Raw genomic sequence first — 20,478 nt, 5'->3', positions numbered from 1 at the left:
GGAGGTTGTTTGTGCCGCTTGTCAGCATAATTGTTCCAGTCTATAAAGTCGAAAATGAGCTTGAACGCTGCGTAGACAGCATTCTTTGTCAGACGTTGACAGATATCGAGGTGATTCTCGTCGATGACGGGAGCCCGGATAGCTGCCCTCAAATCTGCGACGATTACGCTCGCAGAGATTCGCGGGTGAAGGCAGTTCACAAGCAGAACGGCGGCCTTTCCGATGCGCGCAACTTTGGGTTGGACAAGGCGAACAGCGATTACGTCATGTTCGTCGACTCTGACGACTGCATCGAACGTGATGCGTGCGAGAGGCTGCTGCGCTTGGCGACCGATTCCCATGCGGACATCGTCCTTGGGGATTGGAAGGTAAGCCCGGGGCCGGACAGGCCTGACCACTACGCGTCGCTCGAGGAGGGGAGGGTGTACCCCACCAAGGATTTCATCCTTGCCGCTTTGAAAGCTGGAGAGTGGTACCCGTGCGCATGCTTTATGTTCTGTAAGCTCTCGCTCTTCAACGAGAACGGGCTTAGGTTTGCCGTTGGGTTGCTGCACGAAGACATGGAAATGCAGCCCAGGGTGTTCCTTGCCGCAGGCAGCATCGTTTGCCTGAAATACAAGTTCTACAACTACATCCAGCGACCGGGGTCCATCATGAAATCGCAGAACTCTTCCAAACGGGCGGCTTCCATGTGCGAGATTCTCGGGCGCTGGAAGAAGCAGTTCGATGCTGTCGACGATTTGGAGCTTCGCCACGCTTTATATGGCTACCTTGCAAAGTGCTACCTGCATACTTGCCGCGAGCTGGGGCTCCGAGATGGACTCGAGGTGCCGTCCGTCGACAAGAGGTTCTTGTTCGACTGCGGCGCGAACAAAAAAGAGAAGGCCAAGGCGCTGCTATTTGCGGCTTCGCCACGCCTCTACAGCTACCTTTAGGCGGGCTTGCTATGTATCATCATCAATTGACGGGACCGCGAGATTCTTTCTTGACGAGGCGGATTCGCCTCGACTGGCTCACGGCGTCGCTCGTTGCCATCTACTTCGCGATCTTCAAGCTGGTCTGCATTCCGAAGGTGCTGCAGCAAGGTCTTAAGGTTAGCTGTGTGTTCTTCGTCGTCCTCTTCCTCATCACCAACCTTAAAGGCAGAGAGTACAAGCACCCGTCGGCCCTGTTCTGCTTCATGGTCGTGGTCTCGAGCGTTGCGGGCTATTTGGCCGGGTACGTCGACTCCTCCAACTGCACCGATGCTATGTTCTACGCCATCTGCCTCTACGCCCTGGCCCTTCTGATTACGACATGCAGCAGGCGCGGCAGGCTCGACACCTTCATAAGCGTCTTCTTCTGGATGACCATCGTCTACTGCGCCCTATCCATCGTATTCATAGCAAGGGTAGGCACCGCCGACGGCCCTCTGCTTTACTATTTTGCCGGCAATAAGTTCTCGACGAGCTATTACTTCATCATGCTGGCTTGCTTGGCGTACGTCAGACTGTGTCGCGGAGGCGCGAGTAAAAAACTGGTAGTCCTGGTCACCGCGAGCCTCGGTTTGCTTGCCCTCATCGTGGCGCATACGGTCTATTGCTCGACGGCCGTCGCCATGTCTGCGCTCGTAATCGCCTTCGCCTTCCTTCCGCGGAAAGCCCAGCGCATTCTGGAAAAGCCCGCAGTCGTCATAGCGGCAATGGTGCTGACGGGCGTTATCCTCGCCTTCCTATCGCAGCTTCTCCAGGTGCCGCTCGTGAAGCACCTTGTCGTAGACGTCCTCGGCGAGAACTTGACGTTGACGGGCAGGGATTTGATTTACAGTGGCCTGCAGACCGTCATCGGCACCTCGCCTGTCTTCGGGTACGGTTACGGAAATGCCGCTGTGGCCATGTATGTCGGGTATGGAAATGCCCAGAACTCCGTCATGGAGACGCTCGTCAACTATGGCGCCGTAGGGCTCCTCGCCGTATTCTACATGGCTTGGGCGAGCACAAAAGCGGACAAGCCTGCGTGGAGCTGGGGCATGTTCATCTTGCTCTACGCGATGATTGCGGGCTCTGTCGTCGAAATCACGTACAACTACTACTTCTTCATCGCACTCATGACGATTTTCGTGGCTACCGAGAAAATCCAGGGTGGGCGAATCGGAGAAGATGGGGAGCAGGGAGCCCGCTGTGCCAATGGGGCGCTCGCAAGGAGGTAAGCATGCGCGTTGGAATCATGTCGATGCAGAGGGTCGTGAACCACGGCTCTTTCATGCAGGCATACGGATTGAAGTCCATGATCGAGTCGCTGGGACATGAGGTTCTCTTTGTTGACTACAGGCCCGCACCGTGCGTGCCGGGGCTTAGGGACGCCCGTGGAAGGTTCAAGGACCTTCTTGGCAGGATCAAGGCCGACATCAGGTTCACCGGCGCGGGGAGGCGCGCCCTCATCGCCACGGGGATCTACAAACGAACTCCGATGGACGCCGAGTACGAGCGATGCCTCGGCCTTCTCGGCGTCGATCCGTGCAGGCGCAATATCGGTGAGCATGTCGATGTTCTTGTCATCGGGAGCGACGAAGTCTTCAACTGCACGCAGGTGGGGCCGAACGTCGGCTTCTGCCGCCAGCTTCTCGGGCAGGGGAACAACTGCGACGCCGTGATCAGCTATGCCGGGTCTTTCGGCCACACGACTTTGGCCGATTTGGAGAAGTACCATGTGGCCGACGACGTGATGAATTGCTTCAGCTGCTTTGACGCTATTTCCGTCAGGGACGAGAACTCAAGGGCCATCCTCGAGGCCCTTGGAATCGATGGCGTCAACATGCATCTCGACCCCGTTCTCGTCTCCGACGTCGAGAAGATGGCGTGGAAGCCCGTAACGGCACCGGAACGTTATGCCCTCGTCTACGGCTATGGCAACCGTTTCACCAAGGCCGAAGGCGAAGCCGTCAGGGCCGTCGCCAAGAAGAGGGGCGTCAAGCTTCTTGCCGTCTACGGGCATCAGGATTTCTGCGACGAGAACGTCGATTGCGGCCCTGATGAAATTTTGAGCTACTTCGAGGGCGCCGACTTCGCGGTCACCGACACGTTCCACGGGACGATCTTCTCAGCGATCACGCATACCCCCTTCGCCGTGATAAAGCGCGGGCAGAACGCGAACAAGTTGACCGACCTCCTCGACAGGCTGTCGCTCAAGGACAGGCTTGCGGTGACGCCCGAAGACCTCTCGCATATCCTCGATAAGCCCATGACTTTTGAAACCGCCGATGCCGCCAGGGCGGCTGCTCGCGAAAGCTCCCTTTCTTACTTGGAGCATTACATTTCCGCTGGCAAGGGGGTGTGTTAGGCTTTCTGCCGAAACCGATGGGAGACAAAAAGAAATTCGCCCTGAACTTCGCCGCGCAAATCGCAGTGCTTGGCTCGCAGTTCATCATCAGCTTCGTCCTCACGCCGATTGTGCTCCAGAAGCTCGGCGACGAGGCCTACGGGTTCGTGGGGCTGGTCAACAACTTCGTCAGCTATGTCGCAATCATCACGGCAGCGCTCAATGCCATGGCGAGCCGGTTCATCACGGTCTCCTACCACGAGGGGGAGACTGAAGATGCGGAAGAGTACTTCTCTTCGGTCTTTTTCTCGAACTGCATCATGGCATTCGCGATTCTCGTCGGATCGGTGTTCCTCGCCGCCAATATAGAGACGCTCGTCAGCGTGACGCCTGAACTGGTCAGCGACTTGAGAATCACCGTCCTGCTCGCGTTCTTGAATGCCGGGATAGGGCTTCTCATGGTCGTGTTCGGCGTCGCGGCCTTCATCAAAAACGAGCTGTTCTTGAACTCAATTGGCCAGCTTCTCGGCTCGGTCCTTCGCGTTATCTTTCTGTTCGTCCTGTTCTGGGTGGCTTTGCCCCATATGTGGTACTTCAGCGTCGCGGGCCTCGTTGCGACGGTCGCAACCGGAGCGGTGCAGGTGGCCGTGACGCGCAGGCTCCTTCCGGAACTCAAGCTGTCGCTTTCGCGGTTCAACCCCAGCAAAGTCTGGGAGCTCCTCAAAATAGGTGTGTGGAACAGCCTCCAGAACGTCAACAACCTCATCCAGACTGGCCTTGACCTTCTCATTGCCAACATCTTTGTCAGCGGGGCCGCCATGGGGCTCCTGTCCATTGCCAAGACGGTCCCCCAGGCTTTGACGAGCCTTTCCGGGAGCATCGCGAACCTCTTCTACCCAAAGATGGCCCAAGCCTATGCCCGTGGCGACAAGGCGGAGCTGGTGAGCAGGTTCGATTTTGCTATGCGTTTCACCTCGGCGTTCATGATTGTGCCGCTTGCCGGGTTCATCGGTTTCGGGCCGTCGTTTTACTCTCTATGGCTGCCTGGTAGGTCTGTGGCCGAGTTGGGCGAAATCCAGCTTCTCTCTGTTCTGACCGTCGTCTCGCTCATTGCGAGTGCCCTTGTCGAGCCCCTTTATTACGCGAACACGCTGACCACAAAAATTAAGGGCTCGGTCCTTATCGCCTTCGGGTTCAGCTTGGCGACGCTTGCCATAGAGTTCCCCTTAATCCTCTTCACCTCGTTCGATAAGCTCATCGTCATCGCCGGGGTGAGCTCAATCCTGATGTTCGTGCGCCACGCGCTTGTCCAACCGCTTTATTGCGCTGTCGTCATCGGCGTGCGCAGGCGGACGTTTTACAAGCCGCTCGCGCGAGAGGTTCTCGTCCTTGCTGTCCTTTGGCTCGGCTACGCGCTTGTCGACCAGGCGGGCCTGTGCACCAGCTGGGCTATGCTCGTAGCCGTTGCTTTTTCCGCTGCCGTCATCGGCTATGCCTTCGAGCTGCTCACCTTGTTCGACAAGGGCGAGCGTTCGGCAATCCTCGGCCTCTTGCGAGGAAAACTCGGCTTTAGGAGGGGCGATGCCCGTTAATTTCGTTTGCGGTGACTTGACGTGCACTGGGTGCGGAGCATGCGTCGACGCATGCCCTTTCCATGCGCTCGACATGAAGGAGGGCGGCCTTTGCGGCGAGCCCTCTCCGACCGTCGACCCCTCAAAATGCAGGGATTGCAGGCGATGCCACGCCGTTTGCCCCGCATGCGCTCCCGTAGAACTCAGGATGCCCCTAAAGACCTACGCGGCTTGGAGCAGCGAACCGAGCGACGTGGCCCTCTCTTCTTCGGGCGGTATTGCCACGGCGCTTGCGAGAAAGGTCGTCTACGAGGGTGGCGTCGTTTACGGGACGGCATCTATAGGCGGGGCGGCGCGCTGCGTCTCGGTCGAACGCGAAGTCGACCTGGAGAGTCTGCGCGGCTCCAAGTACGTCTACAGCGACCCCGGCGGCGCATACGGGGACGTCAGAAAGCTGCTCGCTGACGGTAGGAAAGTGCTCTTCATCTCGACGCCATGCCAGATCGCGGCCTTGCGCTCTATCGTCGGCGATACGCACGAGGGGTTGATCTGCGTCGACCTCATATGCCACGGCACCCCGCCGATTGCGTTTCTTCGCGAGCATTTGGACTTTCAGGTCGGGGGGCGCTGGGATTCGTTCTCGTTCCGTGGGGCGAACGATTTCCACATGTGCGCGTATCGCGACGGTGAGCTCGTCTTCGACGAGCCCTGCTTCGAAGACGGATATTTTTCCGTCTTCGTAGCAGGCGTCATCCATCGTGACGCCTGCTACGAATGTCCTTACGCGCGCAACCAGCGGGCGGGAGACATCACGCTCGGAGACTTCTGGGGCCTGGACAAGGCGACGCTGGGGTCCGTGCCGCCCGGCAAGGTCTCAGTCGTGCTGTGCAATACGCAGGCGGGCATCGATGCCCTCGCCGGTTTGCCCGAGACCGTCTACCGCGAGGAGCGCCTCTTCAGCGAGGCCGACAATGCGGAGCAGACCAACCTCCACGAGCCATCTGCAAGGACCAAGGACAGGTCACGGTTTATTAAGGCCTATGGGAAGGTCGGGTTCGACTCTGCCGTTCGCAAGACTTGGGCCTGGAAACGATTCTGGATTCGCACCACGAAGCACAAGCTGCTGAGGCTGATAGGGAAATAACCAGATGGCGGGGCTTAGCAACAGACGCCCTGCGCAACGATGAAAGGGAGGCGGGGCGTTGAGCCACGGATTCAAACAGTTCATGAGAAAGGGCTTGGACAAGAGGAACAGGGCAAGGCTTACCAACCCCAATCCGACGGTCTTTGCGAGCAACTGCAACGGCGGGGTGATGACGCACGACCTCGGGCTGCAGTTTAGGAGCCCAACCGTCAACCTTTACATCAGGCCCAAGGAGTACGTGAGGTTCTTAGGCAACCTGCAACACTACCTGTATGAGGCTCGTTTTGTCGCGGGAGAGGGTGCTGACTACCCTGTCGGCATCCTCGATGACATTAGGGTCGATTTCGTTCATTACCAGAGTTTCGACGAGGCCGTGGCAAAATGGAATTCCGGGTTGGACAGGATCGATTTCGATAACGCGTTCTATGTCATGACCGAGCGTGACGGGTGCACGCATGACGACCTGGTTGCTTTTGACGAGCTTCCTTATCGGAACAAGGTCGTGTTCGTGTCGAAGCCGATGCCGGACATAGCTTCAGCATTCTACGATCCTTCTTTTCCGGTGACAGGAGGCGAAGTAGACGTGCTCTCGAACTACGTCTCCAGGCTGAGCGGGCGCAGATATCTTGATGCTTTCGACTACGTGAGCTTTTTTAACGGTGACGGGATAAAGGCGAGCTCGCAAAGGTAATTGTCATGAACGCTTATGAAGTCGCTCTTGTGGGCAATTTGCTTCGAAAGAAGGTGGAGGATTCTAATTGGGCTCTAAGGTGATGCGCGCTAACTACCCCGACTTGGACGTAGCGAAACTCCTGATGGCTTTCTTAGTTGTGAAGATTCACACGAGGCCCCTGGTGGGGTTTCCTTGCCGAGAGAATCATCGAGGGGATTGACGTGGTCGCGGTGCAGTTCTTTTTCATGGACTCTGCTCTCCTGTGCTTTCGCGGGTTAGATAAGGCATCGTTCGTTGAGAAAGCGCTTCCTGGCGCGGCGCGCGTCCGCAAGACGACCGGCGAGCAGCTGAAGCTATACCTGATTTGGACCGTGCTGTTTCTCCCTGTTTCCGTTTTCGGTAGCGTGATTCACGGCGACAGTTTGGCTTACGTTTTTTGCTGTAATTGCGCGGGGTACGCTGTCCCTTGGTGAAAACTACTATTCGTGGCCGTTGTGGCATTTGCTGGTGAGCATCGTGGGCTTCGTGCTCGTTATTTTTTTGGCGGCCGTTCGAGGGAAAGGGCAAAAGCGCGGGAGCACCTGGGTTCTTCCGCGCAGTAAGCAGTAAGCAGTACAGGAAACGAAAACCAAGACATAAAAAAGCCACCCGGTGGGCGGCTTGAACATTTGGTCGCGGGGGCAGGATTTGAACCTACGGCCTCCGGGTTATGAGCCCGGCGAGCTACCAGACTGCTCCACCCCGCAATATGTGACCCGCTTTTCGCGGAACTGAATGTTTCGGAAAAGCTGCGAGAAAGAACTATACGCGCCATTCGGTAGTAATGCAAGCAAATGATTTCCTGTCACAGAACCTTCACAAATAGACGGCACTTCGGAGTAATGTCGCGCAATGCTAAAAGGGTCCCTATAGGCAAGGCTGCGGCGAAGATATGGGAACCTTAACAGGCGAATCTGCGGCATCTCTGCAGGCGATTCGGCGGAACCCCATAGGCGACGCAATGACAATGCTACGAGGATCCTATGGGCAAACCCACGGCAAGCCTTATGGGCGACGCTTGCGCAAGTGCCCCGTCTACCGTTCGGGGAAGATTAGCGCCCTCCGCCTTTGACACGAAACCGTTGTCTCCTTACAATGCACCACTGGTTCGCGCAAATTCTGCTAGCGCGATCATTCTGCTATGGGCTATCTGCCCGCATCCGACGCATTCTGCTGGGCGTCGATTTCGCCGCGCCTTGACGCGGCTTGCATTGTTTTCCGTTTCGAATGGCGTTTTGGCGTTCTGCCTTGTCGTCCCCCGTGGGCCCGCGGCCCGCGCGTGCGCATGCGCGACGGAGAATCGAATGCGAACGATTCATCTTTATATATAGAAAGGGACTTCCTTGGATTTCCTCAATAGCAAAAAGGGCTTGGCCCTGGTCGGCGTGCTGGTTGGCCTTGGAATGGCGCTTCTGGCCTTCTCCGGCAACCCCGCCAACATGGCCATGTGCGCCGCGTGCTTCATCCGCGACATGGCAGGCTCCATGAAGCTGCAGACCACCGAGACGGTGCAGTACTTCCGTCCCGAGGTCGTCGGTCTGGTCGTCGGCTCGTTCCTGATCGCCCTGGCCACGCGCGAGTACCGCTCCACGGCGGGCTCTTCCCCCATGACCCGATTCGTCCTGGGCTTCATCATGATGATCGGCGCCCTCATCTTCCTGGGCTGCCCGCTGCGCATGGTGCTGCGCATGGCCGCCGGCGACCTGAACGCCTGGGTCGGTCTCATCGGCTTCGTTCTGGGCGTTGCCACGGGCACGTTCTTCCTGAAGAAGGGCTACTCGCTGGGCCGCGAGCATGACACGAACAAGACGGCCGGCGCCGTCCTGCCCGTGCTACTGATCATCGGCCTGTGCATCAGCGTCTTCGCTGGCGTGTTCGCCGTCAGCCAGGCTGGCCCGGGCTCCAAGCATGCCCCCGTGCTCATCGCCTTGGTGACCGCCCTGGTGATCGGCGCCCTGGCGCAGAAGGTCCGCATCTGCTTCGCCGGCTCCGTCCGCAACATCTTCCTCATGCGCGACTTCGACCTGATGCTCCCCATCGCCGGCCTGTTCGTGGTCATGGCGGTGTTCAACCTGGCCACGGGCGGCTTCAAGCTCAGCTTCGACGGCCAGCCCATCGCCCACTCCCAGCACCTGTGGAACATCCTGGGCCTGTACGCCGTGGGCTTCGGCGCCACGCTGGCCGGCGGTTGCCCGCTGCGTCAGATGACGCTGGCCGGCCAGGGCTCCTGCGACGCCGCCGTCACCTTCGTCGGCATGCTCATCGGCGCCGCCTTCGCCCACAACTTCGGCCTGGCGGGCGCTGCCGCCTCCGCCGCAACCGCCGAGAAGGCCGCCGTCCTGGGCGGTCCGAGCGTTGCGGGCCAGATCGTGCTCGTGTGCTGCATCGTGGTGCTGTTCGTCATCGCCATCGTGAACGTGCACAAGCAGAAGAACGCCGCGTAGCGTATAAGCTGCAAGCGTGTTTCCCCAGTTCATTTACCGAAAGGACTTCCAATGATCGAAGTTGACGCCCGAGGGCTTTCCTGTCCCGAACCGGTCATCCTGACCATGAACGCCATGAAGAAGGGCGGCTCCGAGCCCATCAAGGTGACGGTGAGCAACACCGTGGCGCGCGACAACATCTGCTCGCTGGCGAAGAAGCGCAAGCGCACGGCCACGGCGCAGCGCGTCGGCGACGATTTCGTGATCGAGATCGCCTAACCCATGGCGCGGCGGAAGGTGAAGACGGCGGTGGCGTCGTTCCATACCACCACTGACGCGCTCGCCTTCAAGCAGGCGGCCGCAGGCGAGGGCCTTCGCGGCCGCCTTGCGCCCATCCCGCGGCAGCTTTCCGCGGGGTGCGGCATGGCGTGGCTCGAACCCGAGGTTGAGGCGGAGCTGCTGGACTCGCTGGCGCAGCGCAGCGGCATCGAGCTCGAGCAGGCCGTCGTGCTCGAGCTGTGAGCCTTGCGTGTCTATATAACGCGTCGAAGGGGCGTGCTTCCGTGTTCGGGAGTACGCCTTTTGCGTTTGTGGCGTACCTGCGGCCGTTGGCGTACAATCGCTCGAAACGGCGGCAAGCCGCGTTCGCTACCATGAAGAAGGGGGCATCATGCAGATCATCACCGATCAGGTTTACGAATTCTCGAAGGACAACAAGCCTTGTGCCACGGCCAAGCCCGGCGAGGTGCTGCAGTTCAACACGCAGGACTGCTTCAGCAACCGCATTCCCGACGAGAACACCACCATGGCCGACCTGGATTACACCTACGGTTTCGCCAATCCGGCGGCAGGCCCCGTTTACATCGAGGGCGCCGAGCCCGGCGACGTGCTGGTGGTCGACATCTACGAGGTGAAGGTTGCCGACGAGGGCACCATCGCCACCGACGACCACTGCGGCCCGCTGTTCGAGACCACCGGCTACCGTACCAAGAAGATCCCCATCAAGGACGGTATGGCCACGTTCAACCAGGTCAGTTTCCCGATCAATCCCATGATCGGCGTCATCGGCACCGCGCCGTCCGGCCCCGACGTCATCGACGGCTTCGTGGGCAGCCACGGCGGCAACATGGACAACAAGAAGATCACCAAGGGCACGCGCCTGTACTTCCCCGTGCGCGTCCCCGGCGCGCTTCTGCAGATGGGCGATGTGCACGCCACCATGGGCGACGCCGAGCTGTGCGGCACCGGCATCGAGATCCCCGCTGAAATCACCGTTCGCGTGCAGCTGGTGAAGGACTTCGAGCTGAACTGGCCCGTGCTTGAGACCTTCGGCCCCGACGGCAAGTGGTACGTGAACTGCAGCGGTACCCACTACGAGCAGGCGCTCATGAACGGCTCGAAGGAGCTGCAGCGTCTGCTGATGCGCGTCACCGGTTGGGACGCTGTGGAAACCTACATGTATATGTCCGTGCAAAGCGACGTCGAGGTGAGCCAGGGCTGCGAGCCGTGCGAGGTCGACGTGTCGCTGCGCATCGGGACGCCGAAGCTGTCCGAGTTCCCCGTTCTGATTCCGCAGCCGTAAGATCGTTCGGCCATAGGTTCCGCAGCCGTAGGCGCTGGCTGGTCAGTTCGCGGGCCGCGGGCTTGCGAGCCGTGGCGGCCGTTCGCGGCGCTGGGGCGCAATTCGGTCAAACGGCGGGGCCTGGCCGGTTTGCGCCGCGCAACGCACGGAACCCCATGCGTTCGCGCAACCGTTTAACTCCGAAAAGCTACCGTTCGCCTTAGTTAGCAGGCGTTAAAATACACGGTTATCTCGCTGTTGTTGATTTTGCCGTCTCATGCAAAATGCCCGGTTTTCCCAGGAAACCGGGCATTTTTCGCGCCCTATGCACGCGCAAAGGCGCCCCTCAGCCCCAAAATGACGTACGGCGGCGCTAGGAATCGCCATATCCGCCCTACTCGAGCGCTTTAACGTGCTAAAGTACGGACTATTGCGTAGAGCCGGGAATCGCGCTCCTGGCTCTGCGCAATGCTTGTTTTCCCCGCAAGAAAGAGAGGAAAGGGAAATGGCAGAGCAAAAAGCCCCGGCGAAGGGTAACGCCGGGGACAACATCGAGCAGTTCGGCTACAAGCAAGAGCTGCGCCGCGGGATGGGCCTTTGGGACGTGGTGATGTACGGCGTCCTGTTCATGGTCATCATCGCCCCGCAATCCATCTTCGGCTCCATCCAGCAGAACAGCCACGGCATGACGCCGCTGGTCTACATCATCGGCTTCGTGGCCATCATGTTCACCGCCATGAGCTACATGCGCATGTCCGGTCGCTTCCCGATCGCCGGTTCCGTGTACTCCTACGTGCAGCGCGGCATCAACCCGCACGTCGGCTTCATCGCCGGCTGGCTGATCCTGCTGGACTACATCCTGGTTCCGTCCCTGCTCATCGTCATGGTCATGAACTGGGGCACCGCGTTGATCCCCAACAGCCCGGCATGGCTGTGGGCCGTGGTCTTCATCGCCTTCAACACGTTCGTGAATATCCGCGGCATCCAGATGAGCCGCGGCGTTGACTGGGTCATCTTCGTCATCGAGGTCCTGGCCGTCATCGCGTTCATCGCGCTCGGCTGCAACTTCATCATGGGCGGCGGCGGCGCCGGTGCCTTCGTCCTCGACCCGATCTACCAGGAAGGCCAGGTCGACGCCCACTTCATCGCTGCCGGCATCTCGCTGGCCGCGCTTTCCTTCCTGGGCTTCGATGGCATGTCCACGCTGGCTGAGGAAACCCACGAGCCCGAGAAGAACATCGGCCGCGGCATCCTGATCGCCCTGTGCGCCATCATCGTCGTGTTCGTCGCCCAGACCTACATCGCCGCCATCGTGCAGCCAGACTGGGCCAACACCGACCCCGACATGGGCTTTTTCGATTCCGTCATGCTGGTGGGCGGCCCGGTCTTCTACAAGATCATGCTGGTCATCAACATCATCGCCATCGGCATCGCCAACATCATGAACGCCCAGATGGCCTCCTCGCGCCTGCTGTACTCCATGGGCCGCGACGGCGTTATCCCGAAGGCGTTCGGCAAGGTCCACCCGAAGTACCAGACCCCCTGGTTCTCCGCCGTGTTCCTGGGCGTGGTCACCCTGTGCCTGTCCATCCCCATGGGCGACAAGATGACCCAGCTTGCCGGCCTGGTGAACTTTGGCGCCCTGGCCTCGTTCATCCTGCTGAACTTCGCCGTGTTCCTGTTTTTCTTCATCCGCGAGAAGAAGCGCAACTCCTTCGGCGACATCATGAAGTACCTGATTTGCCCCTGGATCGGCATCGCCATCCTGGTGTACGTCTTCACCGGCTTCGAGACGATGACCTACATCGTCGGTATCGTGTGGCTGATCATCGGCCTGATCGTCGGCGCCGTGAAGTCGAAGGGCTTCAAGGAAGTGCCCGAGGCGTTCAAGCACCTCGAGGTGTAGCCGGCATTTCGCTTGCGCATGGGCGGCTCGCCCGTCGTGTTGGCGAAACGTTACAACATGGCAACGCCGTTTGCGCGAGCGGCGTTTGCGGAAGCCCTGCGGCAATTGTCGCAGGGCTTCTTGCTATACTGGGGATAAAGCCTGATGGGGAAGGGGACGCGGCCCTTGCGCGTTGAGCAGCTTCGGCAGCTCGCGGAACACGCGCGACACGCGGGGATGCGGATGCGAGGTTGCCGGGGGTGTGCGGCCGTCGGCGTCGCGTTCGGTGCTCGTCGCAACGCGCTGCGCCGCCTTGCCTTGCCAGGTTCAACCGGTGAAAGAAGGGGGTTGCAATGCTCTACGATGCCGTTATGGTTCCGTTCGATGGGTCCGATTCCGCCTGCGCGGCGCTTGACGAGGCCGTGCGCTTCGCGAAGGAGGACGCCGGGCTTGCACTGCACGTCGTCCAGATCGTCGACCTGGAGCGAACCGCCGTGGCAAAGCTCGAGGCTCGTGGTGTGGATTTGACCGAAAGCGTCGTCCCCATGGGCATGCAAGAAGCCATGGAGGAGGCGGCGGAGGAGGCATCCGAGCGCCTGCATGCGCAGGTCGACGGGGTGATCCGCCCGCTCATGAACGAGAAGCGCGTCTGCCTGCTGCCCGAGGTGCACCCGGGCGACCAAATCGTGAAGTACGCGCAGGAGAACGGCTGCGGGCTCATCATCATGGGCAGCCGCGGTCTGGGCGCTCTGCGCGGCATGCTGGGCAGCGTGAGCAGCTACGTGCTGCGTGAGGCCCAGGTCCCCGTGCTGGTGGTGAAAGCCCCAGAGGACGAGGAGTAGCTGGCGAAGCTGTGCGCCGAGACGGCTCTCGGGCGTGATGGTCTCGGCTCTAGGGAGCGCCCTCTGCGGCTCTCGGGTGTGACGGCAGCAGCGGCAGGGTGCGCGCTCATGCGGCTCTCGAGGGCCGCAACGCTAAAATGCGAGCCTGTGGAGAAACGGCGAATGCCCGCTCGTTCGCCCGAAAAGTTGCATTTGCCCCTTGCGAAACGACAGGCTCTTCGGTATAGTTCATATTCGCGCTTCGCAAGAAGCCGTGTGCCAACGTGGCTCAGCTGGTAGAGCAGCGCTCTCGTAAAGCGCAGGTCACCGGTTCGAATCCGGTCGTTGGCTCCACGAATGTACGCGGGCTGGGCAGAAATGTCCGGCCCGCTTTCTTTTTCTCGAAATCACTCCCAAATAAAAAGCGCGGCGCCGGTCCCATGCGATTTCCTCGCAAAGGCCGGCACCGCGCTTTTGCGTTCGCTTGCAGGTCGGGGCACTTCGGCGCTCGCTCGCGTTCGCCTCCAGCCTGACGGCCTTCGCGTTCGCCAGCAGGCTTAGATGTTTTCGCGCCCGCCCGCATCGGCAATCCGCCGTTACTTGGCTCCCAGCTTGTCGCACATGAAGGCGTTCGCGGCCTCCTCCGGCGCGTCGTCAAGCGGGGCTAGCTCGATCAGGGGCTGCCCGGTCCGTTTGGCGTTGCGCTCAAGCGCGCGGGCAAGTAGCCAGTCTGCGATCTGCGGGTTCTTCGCCAGAAGCGGGCCGTGCAGGTACGTGCCCAGCACGTTCTTGTAGCGCACGCCGTCCTGCTTGGTCTCCTCGTTGTTGCCCAGGCCCGTGTTGGATACCACGGTGCCGAAAGGCTCAACGCCCTCGTCGAGGTACGTGCGGCCTGCGTGGTTCTCGTAGCCCACCACGGGCTCATCGGCCAAGGGGCTGCGCAGCGTGATGTTGTTCACCAGTCGGTCGCCCGAGGTGCCGGGGCGTCCCGTGGTCATGCCCACCAGGCCCAGACCGGGCACCTTCTCGCCGTCCACCAGCCACTCGCGGCCCAGCATCTGGTAGCTGCCGCAAATGGCCAGCAGCGGGCCCATGTCCTGCACGTACGCGTCAAGCTGGTCGCGCATGGCCACGATGTCGGCGCTGGCAAGCTTCTGCTCGCGGTCGGGGCTGCCGCCCATCATGATCAGGTCGACGCCGGAAAGGTCGATGGCGTCGCCGTGGTTCACGCGGCGGACCTCCGCGGGGATGCCGCGCCAGGCCAGGCGCTGCTGCAGCACGCGCACGTTGCCGCCGTCGCCGTACAGGTTCAGCAGGTCGGGGAACAGGTGCGCGATGACAACGGGGTTCTGGCCGCTTGCCGCCCCTTCGCTGGCCGACGTGCCCTGCGTCCCGAAATCGCGCGGTGCGGGCGCTTCTCCCGCGGCCGGCTCCACTTCGCCGCCTGCTGCCACGGCGGCGTCCAGCGCGGCCTTGCAACCCGGCAGCGACGTGTAGTTCGCGATGATGTACGCGCTTACCTCGCGCGGTTGCTGAGCGATGCGATGCAGCAGGTCATCGGCGCTTTCGACGGTTTGGGCATCGATGCCGGCGTACTTCAGGCGCACGGCCATGTCGCGCCCGCGGATGCCTCCGGCGTACGCCGTCAGCGGGCCCGCCTGCGCCAGCTCCTCGAAGTCGATGTCCCACAGCCACGACACGTCGCGCCCGTCGGCCTCCTTGTCGTTGATGAAGAAGGCCACCACCTTCGGCGCCTGGTCTTGCGCCACGATCTTGAGGTTCTGGTTGAAGCCGGTGGGGTTCTTCGCCAGGTTCAGCAGGACGCGGCGGCCGGCAAGGTTGTAGGTCTGCAGGCGTCCGTTTTGCGGGTCGAACGCATCGACGGCCTTCTGCAGCGCCTCGTTTGTGCACCCCAGCAAGCTTGCGGCAACGCTCACCGCGGCCAGGTTGTACACCATATAGGCGCCGCTGAAGCGCGCCGTCACCGAGAACGCCCCTTCGCGCCCGGCATCGCCGGCGCCGGGCTTGGCAAGCGAGAACGCCAACCCGTCAACTCCCAGCTGCACGTTTTCGGCGGCGAAGTCGAGCGCAGGGCGCGCGAAGCCGCAGTTCGGGCAGCGCCATTCGCCCAGCTGGCCGTATTGGCGCCAGTCGTACTCGAACATGGTGGAGCAGCGCTGGCACATCGTGGCGTCGGAAACGGTGTTCTGCGCCAAGCCCATGCTCTCGGCCACGCCGAAGGCGATCGACCGCGTGCCCTCGCGGCCCGGCAGCTGCCCGGCACGGTCGGCGATGGACGCGCACAGCGGATCGTCGGCGTTGTATACCAGCACGGTTTCAGGCGAGCTGCCCAGCGCCTTGACGATGCTGTCCTGGATGCGGTCGATCTCGCCGCAGCGATCAAGCTGGTCGCGGAACAGGTTCAGCAGCACCACGTAGTTCGCGCGCAGCTGCGGCAGGATCCTTGCTAGCCACAACTCGTCGCACTCGAACACGCCCCAGTCGGCCTTGCCGGCATGCAGCAGCGCCGTGGACACGCCCGAATCCAGGTTCGCGCCCGTGCGGTTGCAGACGACTCGCTGGCCCGACGTCTCAAGCACGTCGGCAAGCAGGTTGGAAACGGTGGTCTTGCCGTTGGTTCCCACCACGCACACGCTTCCGCGCTCAAGCTTGCCGCGTAGGTGCCCGATAAGCTGCGGGTCCACGTACAGGGCCATTTTGCCCGGGAAGTTCGCGGCGGGGCGGTGGAACACGTTTTTCAGGCCCCAAGTGGAGACGCTGCTGACCGCGCGGGCGGCGGTGAATCTCAATCCCATGGTTTCCTCGCTTACCTTCGTAAATGCTTGCGCCCAGTATATCCCGCGCTTGGGCGGTCGCCGCGCACCGCCGCCTTTCAACGTTAAAACACGAGAAACTTTCCCTCCGGATCGGCATGGGGAAATGGGGTTTTGCTATAGTGGATTTTTGCGCGATCGTATAAGGGTTTCGCGCGTTTTGGAGAAAGAAGGACCCGTGGAAAACAACGAAACCAAGGCGGTGGGATATGGATACTAGCCAGATCATATCCGTCGCCATCTTCGTGGTGGCTATGATCGCCATCATGACCGAGAAGGTGCATCGCGCCCTCGTCGCCATCACCGGCGCCATGCTGCTGCTCATCCTGCACATCATGCCGTTCGAAACGGCTATCGGGCACATCGACTTCAACACGCTCGGCGTGCTGTTCGGCATGATGCTGTTCGTGGCCGTGGTGAAGCAATCGGGCGTGTTCGAGTTCCTGGCTATCAAGTGCGCGCGCGTGGCGAAGGGCAACCCTTGGACCATCATGGTGCTGTTCGTGCTGCTCACGGCTGTGCTGTCCGCCTTCCTGGACAACGTCACCACCGTGCTGCTCATCGGTCCTATGACCATCACCGTGTGCCGCCTGCTCGACATCGATCCGGTGCCGTTCTTCATGACGCAGATCCTGGCGTCCAACATCGGCGGCACGGCAACGCTCATCGGCGACCCGCCCAACATCATGATCGGCTCGGCTGCGGGCTACACCTTCGCCGACTTCATCGCCTACGACGCCCCGGCGGTCATCATCATCCTGGCGGCCGTTATCGGTCTGTTCTACGTCATGTACGGCCGTAAGATTTCCGCGAACGAGGAGCATCGCAAGGCCATCATGGAGCTCGATGAGAACGACTACATCAAGGACCGCCGCCTGCTGCACATCAGCGTGGTCATGGTCGCCCTCGTGGTCGTCGGCTTCATGACCCACGGCGCGCTCGGTCTGGAGTCTTGCGTCATCGCCCTTGCCGCCGCCGGCCTGATCCTGCTCATCTCCGGCGAGAGCATCGAAGAGGCTCTGCACGGCGTCGAGTGGACCACGCTGTGCTTCTTCGCCGGCCTGTTCATCATCGTCGGTGCCATGTCCGAGACGGGCGTCATCGGCATGCTGGCCCAGGGGCTCATCGACGTCACGGGCGGCAACCTTATGATCACCATGCTCGCGGTGCTGTTCGGCTCGGCCGTCATCTCCAGCTTCCTGGACAACATCCCGTTCGTGGCAACCATGATCCCCATCATCCTGACGCTCGAGGCCGACGGCCTCGACGGCACGGCCCTGTGGTGGGCGCTGTCCCTGGGCGCTTGCCTGGGCGGCAACGGTACGCTCATCGGCGCATCCGCCAACGTAGTGCTGTCCGACATCAGCAAGAAGTTCGGGCATGAGATCACGTTCATGCAGTTCTTCAAGCGTGGTTTCCCCATCATGCTGTTCACGGTGGCCATCGCGGCCATCTACATGGTCATCCGCTTCCCGGGTGGCTAACTGCTTCCGCCGGCCTGCCGGCCGGCGGAACTGCTCGACGCTGCGGAGCCCTGTGGCACCCGGCCTTCGCCTTCAGCTTCGGCGGCATGGCCCAAAGGCCTATGCCGCCTTGCTTCAGGCGAATTCCGGGCACCACAGGGCCCCTCGCTGACTTTGGCGGAGCCCCGGATTTCCCGCCCCGAAGGCCTGGAACGCGAAATGCGTTCCAGGCCTTTCTTTTCCCCTCGGGCAGGCCGCCGTTCCCCGCTTGTGCTCATATGGGCATTTCCCGCAAAGCGTGTGAGGTCGCTTGCATGGGGGACGGGGGCCGTCACAATGGCCGTATGGATAACAAACGCACAGGCTACGGGCGCGACCGTTACGGCGCGGGCCGGGCAAACACGAACCAACCATCCAACGGCAGGCGCGCAACCGCTGCAGATGTGCGCGCCCAAAACCGCTATGCGCGAAACAGCTATGGCGGTGAACGGCCCTCCGTCGATCAGGGCGAGCCGTCGGCGCGCCGCCTTTCGCGCGACGAGTACGCCAAAACCCACAAGCACAAAAAGCACGGCAAGCTGTTCTATGCCGGCATCGCGGCGCTGGCCGTGGCGGTCATCGCCGTCGGTGCGGCGTTCGCGTATGTACAGGTGCTTTCCGGCAACCTGCACGCGGGTTTGGGCAACGTAGGGAAGTACCTGGTCAAAACCGACATGACCAAAGAGCCGTTCTATATGCTGCTCATGGGAACCGACGGCTCCGAGGAGCGCGACGAATCGGGCGATTTCGGCGACAGCTACCGCACCGACAGCATCATGCTCGCGCGCATCGACCCCGTGAACAAGAAGGTCACGCTGGTATCGCTGCACCGTGACACCATGGTCGACATGGGCGAATACGGCGTGAACAAGCTCAACGCCGCGCACGTGTTCGGCGGTCCCGCGCTCTCGGTGCAGACGGTGTCGAAGCTGGCGGGCGTCGATATCTCGCATTACGCTGAGATCAACTTCGACGGCTTCCGGGACATCGTGGATGCTCTCGGCGGCATCGAGGTGGACGTTCCCATGACCATCGACGACGAGGATGCCGGCGGTCACCTGGACGCCGGTCCGCAAACGCTCAACGGCGACCAGGCCCTTATCCTGTGCCGCGCGCGCCACGCCTACGACGAGATCGGCCCGGGTGACGAATACCGTGCCGCCAACCAGCGCCTGGTCATGTCCGCCATCGCCAAGAAGCTGCTGTCGGCCGATGCGGCGTCCATGGCATCCACCGTGCAGGCGCTGTCGAAGTACGTCACCACCGACCTGGGCGTCACCGACATCATCGGGCTTGCGCAGGCCATGCAGGGCCTCGACCCGTCCACCGACATCTATTCCGCCATGGAGCCCACCACCTCCGAGTACATCGACGGCGTTTGGTACGAGGTGAACAACACCGCGGAGTGGAAGGCCATGATGAAGCGCGTCGATGCGGGCTTGCCGCCCACCGAGGGCGACGTCGTCGACAAGACTTCGGGCACCATCCTGGCCACCACCGGCGACGGCGGTGCTGCAAGCGGCGGCACGGCGGGTGAGGGCACGGGTGCGGTCAAGCGCGGCGGCAGCGTGGCCATCCGCAATGGCAACGGCCTTGCGGGAGCCGGCCTCGACGCCACCGAGCGCATCCAGGGCCTTGGCTACAGCGTGAACACCAGTAACGCCGACAACTTCGATTACCAGGACACCGTGGTGGTGTACAACGACTCCTCCGACAAAGAGGCGGCCGAGGCCATCGTGAAGGCTCTCGGTGTGGGCAAGGCGGTGCAGAACTCGAACACCTACCTGTTCGAGGAGGACTTCCTCATCGTCCTGGGAGCCGACTGGAAATAAGCGTCGCGTCCGTTCTTGGATGCTGGCGAAACAACGAGGGCCGCTGCGATCGCGCAGCGGCCCTCGTTGTCTTCCCGACCCTCGCCGGTTTTCGTGCGATTCCCGCGCACTACCCGGTCACGGCGATGCTCCAGTCGCCCAGCAGCAGTCCCTTCGCCAATCCCAGCACGGCGATGTGCGCGGGGTAGTACGCGTAGAAGAACCACTTCATGGACCTGCCGCGTCCGCCGTTGTACGCCCATAGCAGCGGGATCGTGGCGCTACAGCCCGCTAGCGGATACAGCGCGAACGCCAGGTTCTGCAGCGTGGGAAGCTCCATCAGCTGCATAAGCGCCGGCAGCCCCCCGGTGGCAATGGGCAGCAGCGCCGAGTACGCCACGCGCTGCCTGCGGTCCTTCACCACATGCAGCGTGAGCACCATGCAGGGAGCCAAGACGCCCCAGTCGCAAAACGCCGTCAGGGCGGTCACCAGCGCGAACGTCAGCCAGAACAGTCCGCGCCGCCGCATGTGGTCGTACGCGTACAGCAGGCACAGGCACACGAACAGCGTGAACAGCACGTTCATCTCATGCGCCAGGAACAGCCCGTAGGGAACCTGGGACACCAGGGCGAATGTCAGCAGCCGCCGGCCATAACGCCGCACGCTCGACGTATGGCGATACCCTTCCACCAGCAGAAACGCCATGATGGGGAATGTCAGGCCGCCAAGCGCGAACAGCGCGCACAGAATCCCGGGCGGCAGATAGTCCCAGTAGATGTAGCAGGCGTGGTTGCACGTCATGCCTGCGATGGCCAGCACTTTCAGGGGAAACGCGGTGAAACCGCGTTGGGGACGCGGCTTTGCCGCGGCGGATGTTCCAGCTTGTTGTATCATGCGCACAGTATACCCTACGTGC

16 protein-coding genes, 2 tRNA genes and 1 pseudogene are annotated in these 20,478 nt (G+C 61.5%); 16 read left to right on the top strand and 3 right to left on the bottom strand.

Going from position 1 to position 20,478, the window contains the following annotated elements; genetic code table 11:
- Positions 1-11: 11 nt before the first annotated feature.
- The 7 genes and pseudogenes from Q0G75_RS07170 to Q0G75_RS07145 all read left to right on the top strand — a co-directional run bounded on the left by Q0G75_RS07170 (position 12) and on the right by Q0G75_RS07145 (position 6,703).
- Positions 12-935, top strand: coding sequence for a glycosyltransferase family 2 protein (locus Q0G75_RS07170; RefSeq protein ID WP_294416027.1), 924 nt, complete (start codon positions 12-14; stop codon positions 933-935).
- Between the two features lie 167 nt (positions 936-1,102).
- The gene (locus tag Q0G75_RS07165; RefSeq protein ID WP_294416024.1) at positions 1,103-2,188 is read left to right on the top strand and encodes a hypothetical protein; all 1,086 of its coding nucleotides are present in this window, start codon (positions 1,103-1,105) and stop codon (positions 2,186-2,188) included.
- 2 nt (positions 2,189-2,190) lie between these two features.
- Positions 2,191-3,318 (top strand): polysaccharide pyruvyl transferase family protein, encoded by a 1,128-nt coding sequence (locus Q0G75_RS07160; RefSeq protein ID WP_294416022.1) that lies wholly within the window; start codon positions 2,191-2,193, stop codon positions 3,316-3,318.
- A gap of 17 nt (positions 3,319-3,335) precedes the next feature.
- Positions 3,336-4,889: an oligosaccharide flippase family protein gene (locus Q0G75_RS07155; protein ID WP_294416020.1), complete on the top strand. Its 1,554-nt coding sequence runs from the start codon at positions 3,336-3,338 to the stop codon at positions 4,887-4,889.
- Positions 4,789-5,043 (top strand): annotated as a pseudogene (locus Q0G75_RS09390) (4Fe-4S binding protein); the annotation flags it as partial. The gene Q0G75_RS07155 and the pseudogene Q0G75_RS09390, both read left to right, overlap by 101 nt.
- A gap of 33 nt (positions 5,044-5,076) precedes the next feature.
- Positions 5,077-6,012, top strand: coding sequence for a Coenzyme F420 hydrogenase/dehydrogenase, beta subunit C-terminal domain (locus Q0G75_RS07150; protein ID WP_294416018.1), 936 nt, complete (start codon positions 5,077-5,079; stop codon positions 6,010-6,012).
- Between the two features lie 58 nt (positions 6,013-6,070).
- A complete protein-coding gene (locus Q0G75_RS07145) occupies positions 6,071-6,703 on the top strand; it encodes a DUF1919 domain-containing protein (RefSeq protein ID WP_294416017.1) in 633 nt (210 codons plus the stop codon).
- Positions 6,704-7,354: 651 nt separating this feature from the next.
- Here Q0G75_RS07145 and Q0G75_RS07140 read toward each other — a convergent pair.
- Positions 7,355-7,431 (bottom strand) — tRNA-Met (locus Q0G75_RS07140).
- A gap of 636 nt (positions 7,432-8,067) precedes the next feature.
- On the opposite strand from Q0G75_RS07140, the gene yedE reads away from it, so the two are divergent.
- From yedE to Q0G75_RS07105, 7 genes are all read left to right on the top strand, one after another.
- On the top strand, positions 8,068-9,168 hold the full coding sequence (yedE, locus tag Q0G75_RS07135) for a YedE family putative selenium transporter (RefSeq protein WP_294416015.1): 1,101 nt from the start codon (positions 8,068-8,070) through the stop codon (positions 9,166-9,168).
- 51 nt (positions 9,169-9,219) lie between these two features.
- Positions 9,220-9,426, top strand: a complete 207-nt coding sequence (locus tag Q0G75_RS07130) for a sulfurtransferase TusA family protein (RefSeq protein WP_042432096.1) — start codon at positions 9,220-9,222, stop codon at positions 9,424-9,426.
- A 3-nt stretch (positions 9,427-9,429) separates the two neighbouring features.
- On the top strand, positions 9,430-9,669 hold the full coding sequence (locus Q0G75_RS07125; RefSeq protein WP_294416013.1) for a DUF3343 domain-containing protein: 240 nt from the start codon (positions 9,430-9,432) through the stop codon (positions 9,667-9,669).
- A 148-nt stretch (positions 9,670-9,817) separates the two neighbouring features.
- A complete protein-coding gene (locus Q0G75_RS07120) occupies positions 9,818-10,729 on the top strand; it encodes an acetamidase/formamidase family protein (protein ID WP_118349336.1) in 912 nt (303 codons plus the stop codon).
- A 484-nt stretch (positions 10,730-11,213) separates the two neighbouring features.
- Positions 11,214-12,614, top strand: a complete 1,401-nt coding sequence (locus Q0G75_RS07115) for an APC family permease (protein WP_294416011.1) — start codon at positions 11,214-11,216, stop codon at positions 12,612-12,614.
- A 332-nt stretch (positions 12,615-12,946) separates the two neighbouring features.
- On the top strand, positions 12,947-13,435 hold the full coding sequence (locus Q0G75_RS07110) for a universal stress protein (RefSeq protein ID WP_294416009.1): 489 nt from the start codon (positions 12,947-12,949) through the stop codon (positions 13,433-13,435).
- Positions 13,436-13,692: 257 nt separating this feature from the next.
- Positions 13,693-13,768, top strand: a tRNA-Thr gene (locus Q0G75_RS07105).
- A 242-nt stretch (positions 13,769-14,010) separates the two neighbouring features.
- On the opposite strand, the gene Q0G75_RS07100 is transcribed toward Q0G75_RS07105, so the two are convergent.
- The gene (locus Q0G75_RS07100; protein WP_294416007.1) at positions 14,011-16,230 is read right to left on the bottom strand and encodes a MurT ligase domain-containing protein; all 2,220 of its coding nucleotides are present in this window, start codon (positions 16,228-16,230) and stop codon (positions 14,011-14,013) included.
- A 227-nt stretch (positions 16,231-16,457) separates the two neighbouring features.
- Here Q0G75_RS07100 and Q0G75_RS07095 point away from each other — a divergent pair, with 227 nt between their 5' ends.
- Both Q0G75_RS07095 and Q0G75_RS07090 read left to right on the top strand, forming a co-directional pair.
- Entirely contained in the window at positions 16,458-17,732 is a 1,275-nt protein-coding gene (locus Q0G75_RS07095) for an ArsB/NhaD family transporter (RefSeq protein WP_294416004.1), read from the top strand.
- A gap of 323 nt (positions 17,733-18,055) precedes the next feature.
- Positions 18,056-19,582: an LCP family protein gene (locus Q0G75_RS07090; protein ID WP_294416003.1), complete on the top strand. Its 1,527-nt coding sequence runs from the start codon at positions 18,056-18,058 to the stop codon at positions 19,580-19,582.
- A gap of 109 nt (positions 19,583-19,691) precedes the next feature.
- Here the strand turns inward: Q0G75_RS07090 and Q0G75_RS07085 are convergent, their stop codons facing one another.
- The gene (locus tag Q0G75_RS07085) at positions 19,692-20,456 is read right to left on the bottom strand and encodes a TraX family protein (protein WP_294416001.1); all 765 of its coding nucleotides are present in this window, start codon (positions 20,454-20,456) and stop codon (positions 19,692-19,694) included.
- Positions 20,457-20,478 lie beyond the last annotated feature (22 nt).

The organism is uncultured Senegalimassilia sp., from assembly GCF_934636665.1.
GTDB lineage: Bacteria > Actinomycetota > Coriobacteriia > Coriobacteriales > Eggerthellaceae > Senegalimassilia.
This window is presented reverse-complemented; position numbering and strand designations above follow the sequence as displayed.

Bases quoted from the DNA above. Each gene is read 5' to 3' on its own strand.
- Q0G75_RS07085 (WP_294416001.1), bottom strand. From the start codon at position 20,456: ATGATACAACAAGCTGGAACATCCGCCGCGGCAAAGCCGCGTCCCCAA.
- Q0G75_RS07095 (WP_294416004.1), top strand. From the start codon at position 16,458: ATGGATACTAGCCAGATCATATCCGTCGCCATCTTCGTGGTGGCTATG.
- Q0G75_RS07110 (WP_294416009.1), top strand. From the start codon at position 12,947: ATGCTCTACGATGCCGTTATGGTTCCGTTCGATGGGTCCGATTCCGCC.
- Q0G75_RS07090 (WP_294416003.1), top strand. From the start codon at position 18,056: ATGGATAACAAACGCACAGGCTACGGGCGCGACCGTTACGGCGCGGGC.
- Q0G75_RS07120 (WP_118349336.1), top strand. From the start codon at position 9,818: ATGCAGATCATCACCGATCAGGTTTACGAATTCTCGAAGGACAACAAG.
- Q0G75_RS07150 (WP_294416018.1), top strand. From the start codon at position 5,077: ATGCCCCTAAAGACCTACGCGGCTTGGAGCAGCGAACCGAGCGACGTG.
- Q0G75_RS07130 (WP_042432096.1), top strand. From the start codon at position 9,220: ATGATCGAAGTTGACGCCCGAGGGCTTTCCTGTCCCGAACCGGTCATC.
- Q0G75_RS07115 (WP_294416011.1), top strand. From the start codon at position 11,214: ATGGCAGAGCAAAAAGCCCCGGCGAAGGGTAACGCCGGGGACAACATC.
- Q0G75_RS07155 (WP_294416020.1), top strand. From the start codon at position 3,336: ATGGGAGACAAAAAGAAATTCGCCCTGAACTTCGCCGCGCAAATCGCA.
- Q0G75_RS07100 (WP_294416007.1), bottom strand. From the start codon at position 16,230: ATGGGATTGAGATTCACCGCCGCCCGCGCGGTCAGCAGCGTCTCCACT.
- Q0G75_RS07125 (WP_294416013.1), top strand. From the start codon at position 9,430: ATGGCGCGGCGGAAGGTGAAGACGGCGGTGGCGTCGTTCCATACCACC.
- Q0G75_RS07160 (WP_294416022.1), top strand. From the start codon at position 2,191: ATGCGCGTTGGAATCATGTCGATGCAGAGGGTCGTGAACCACGGCTCT.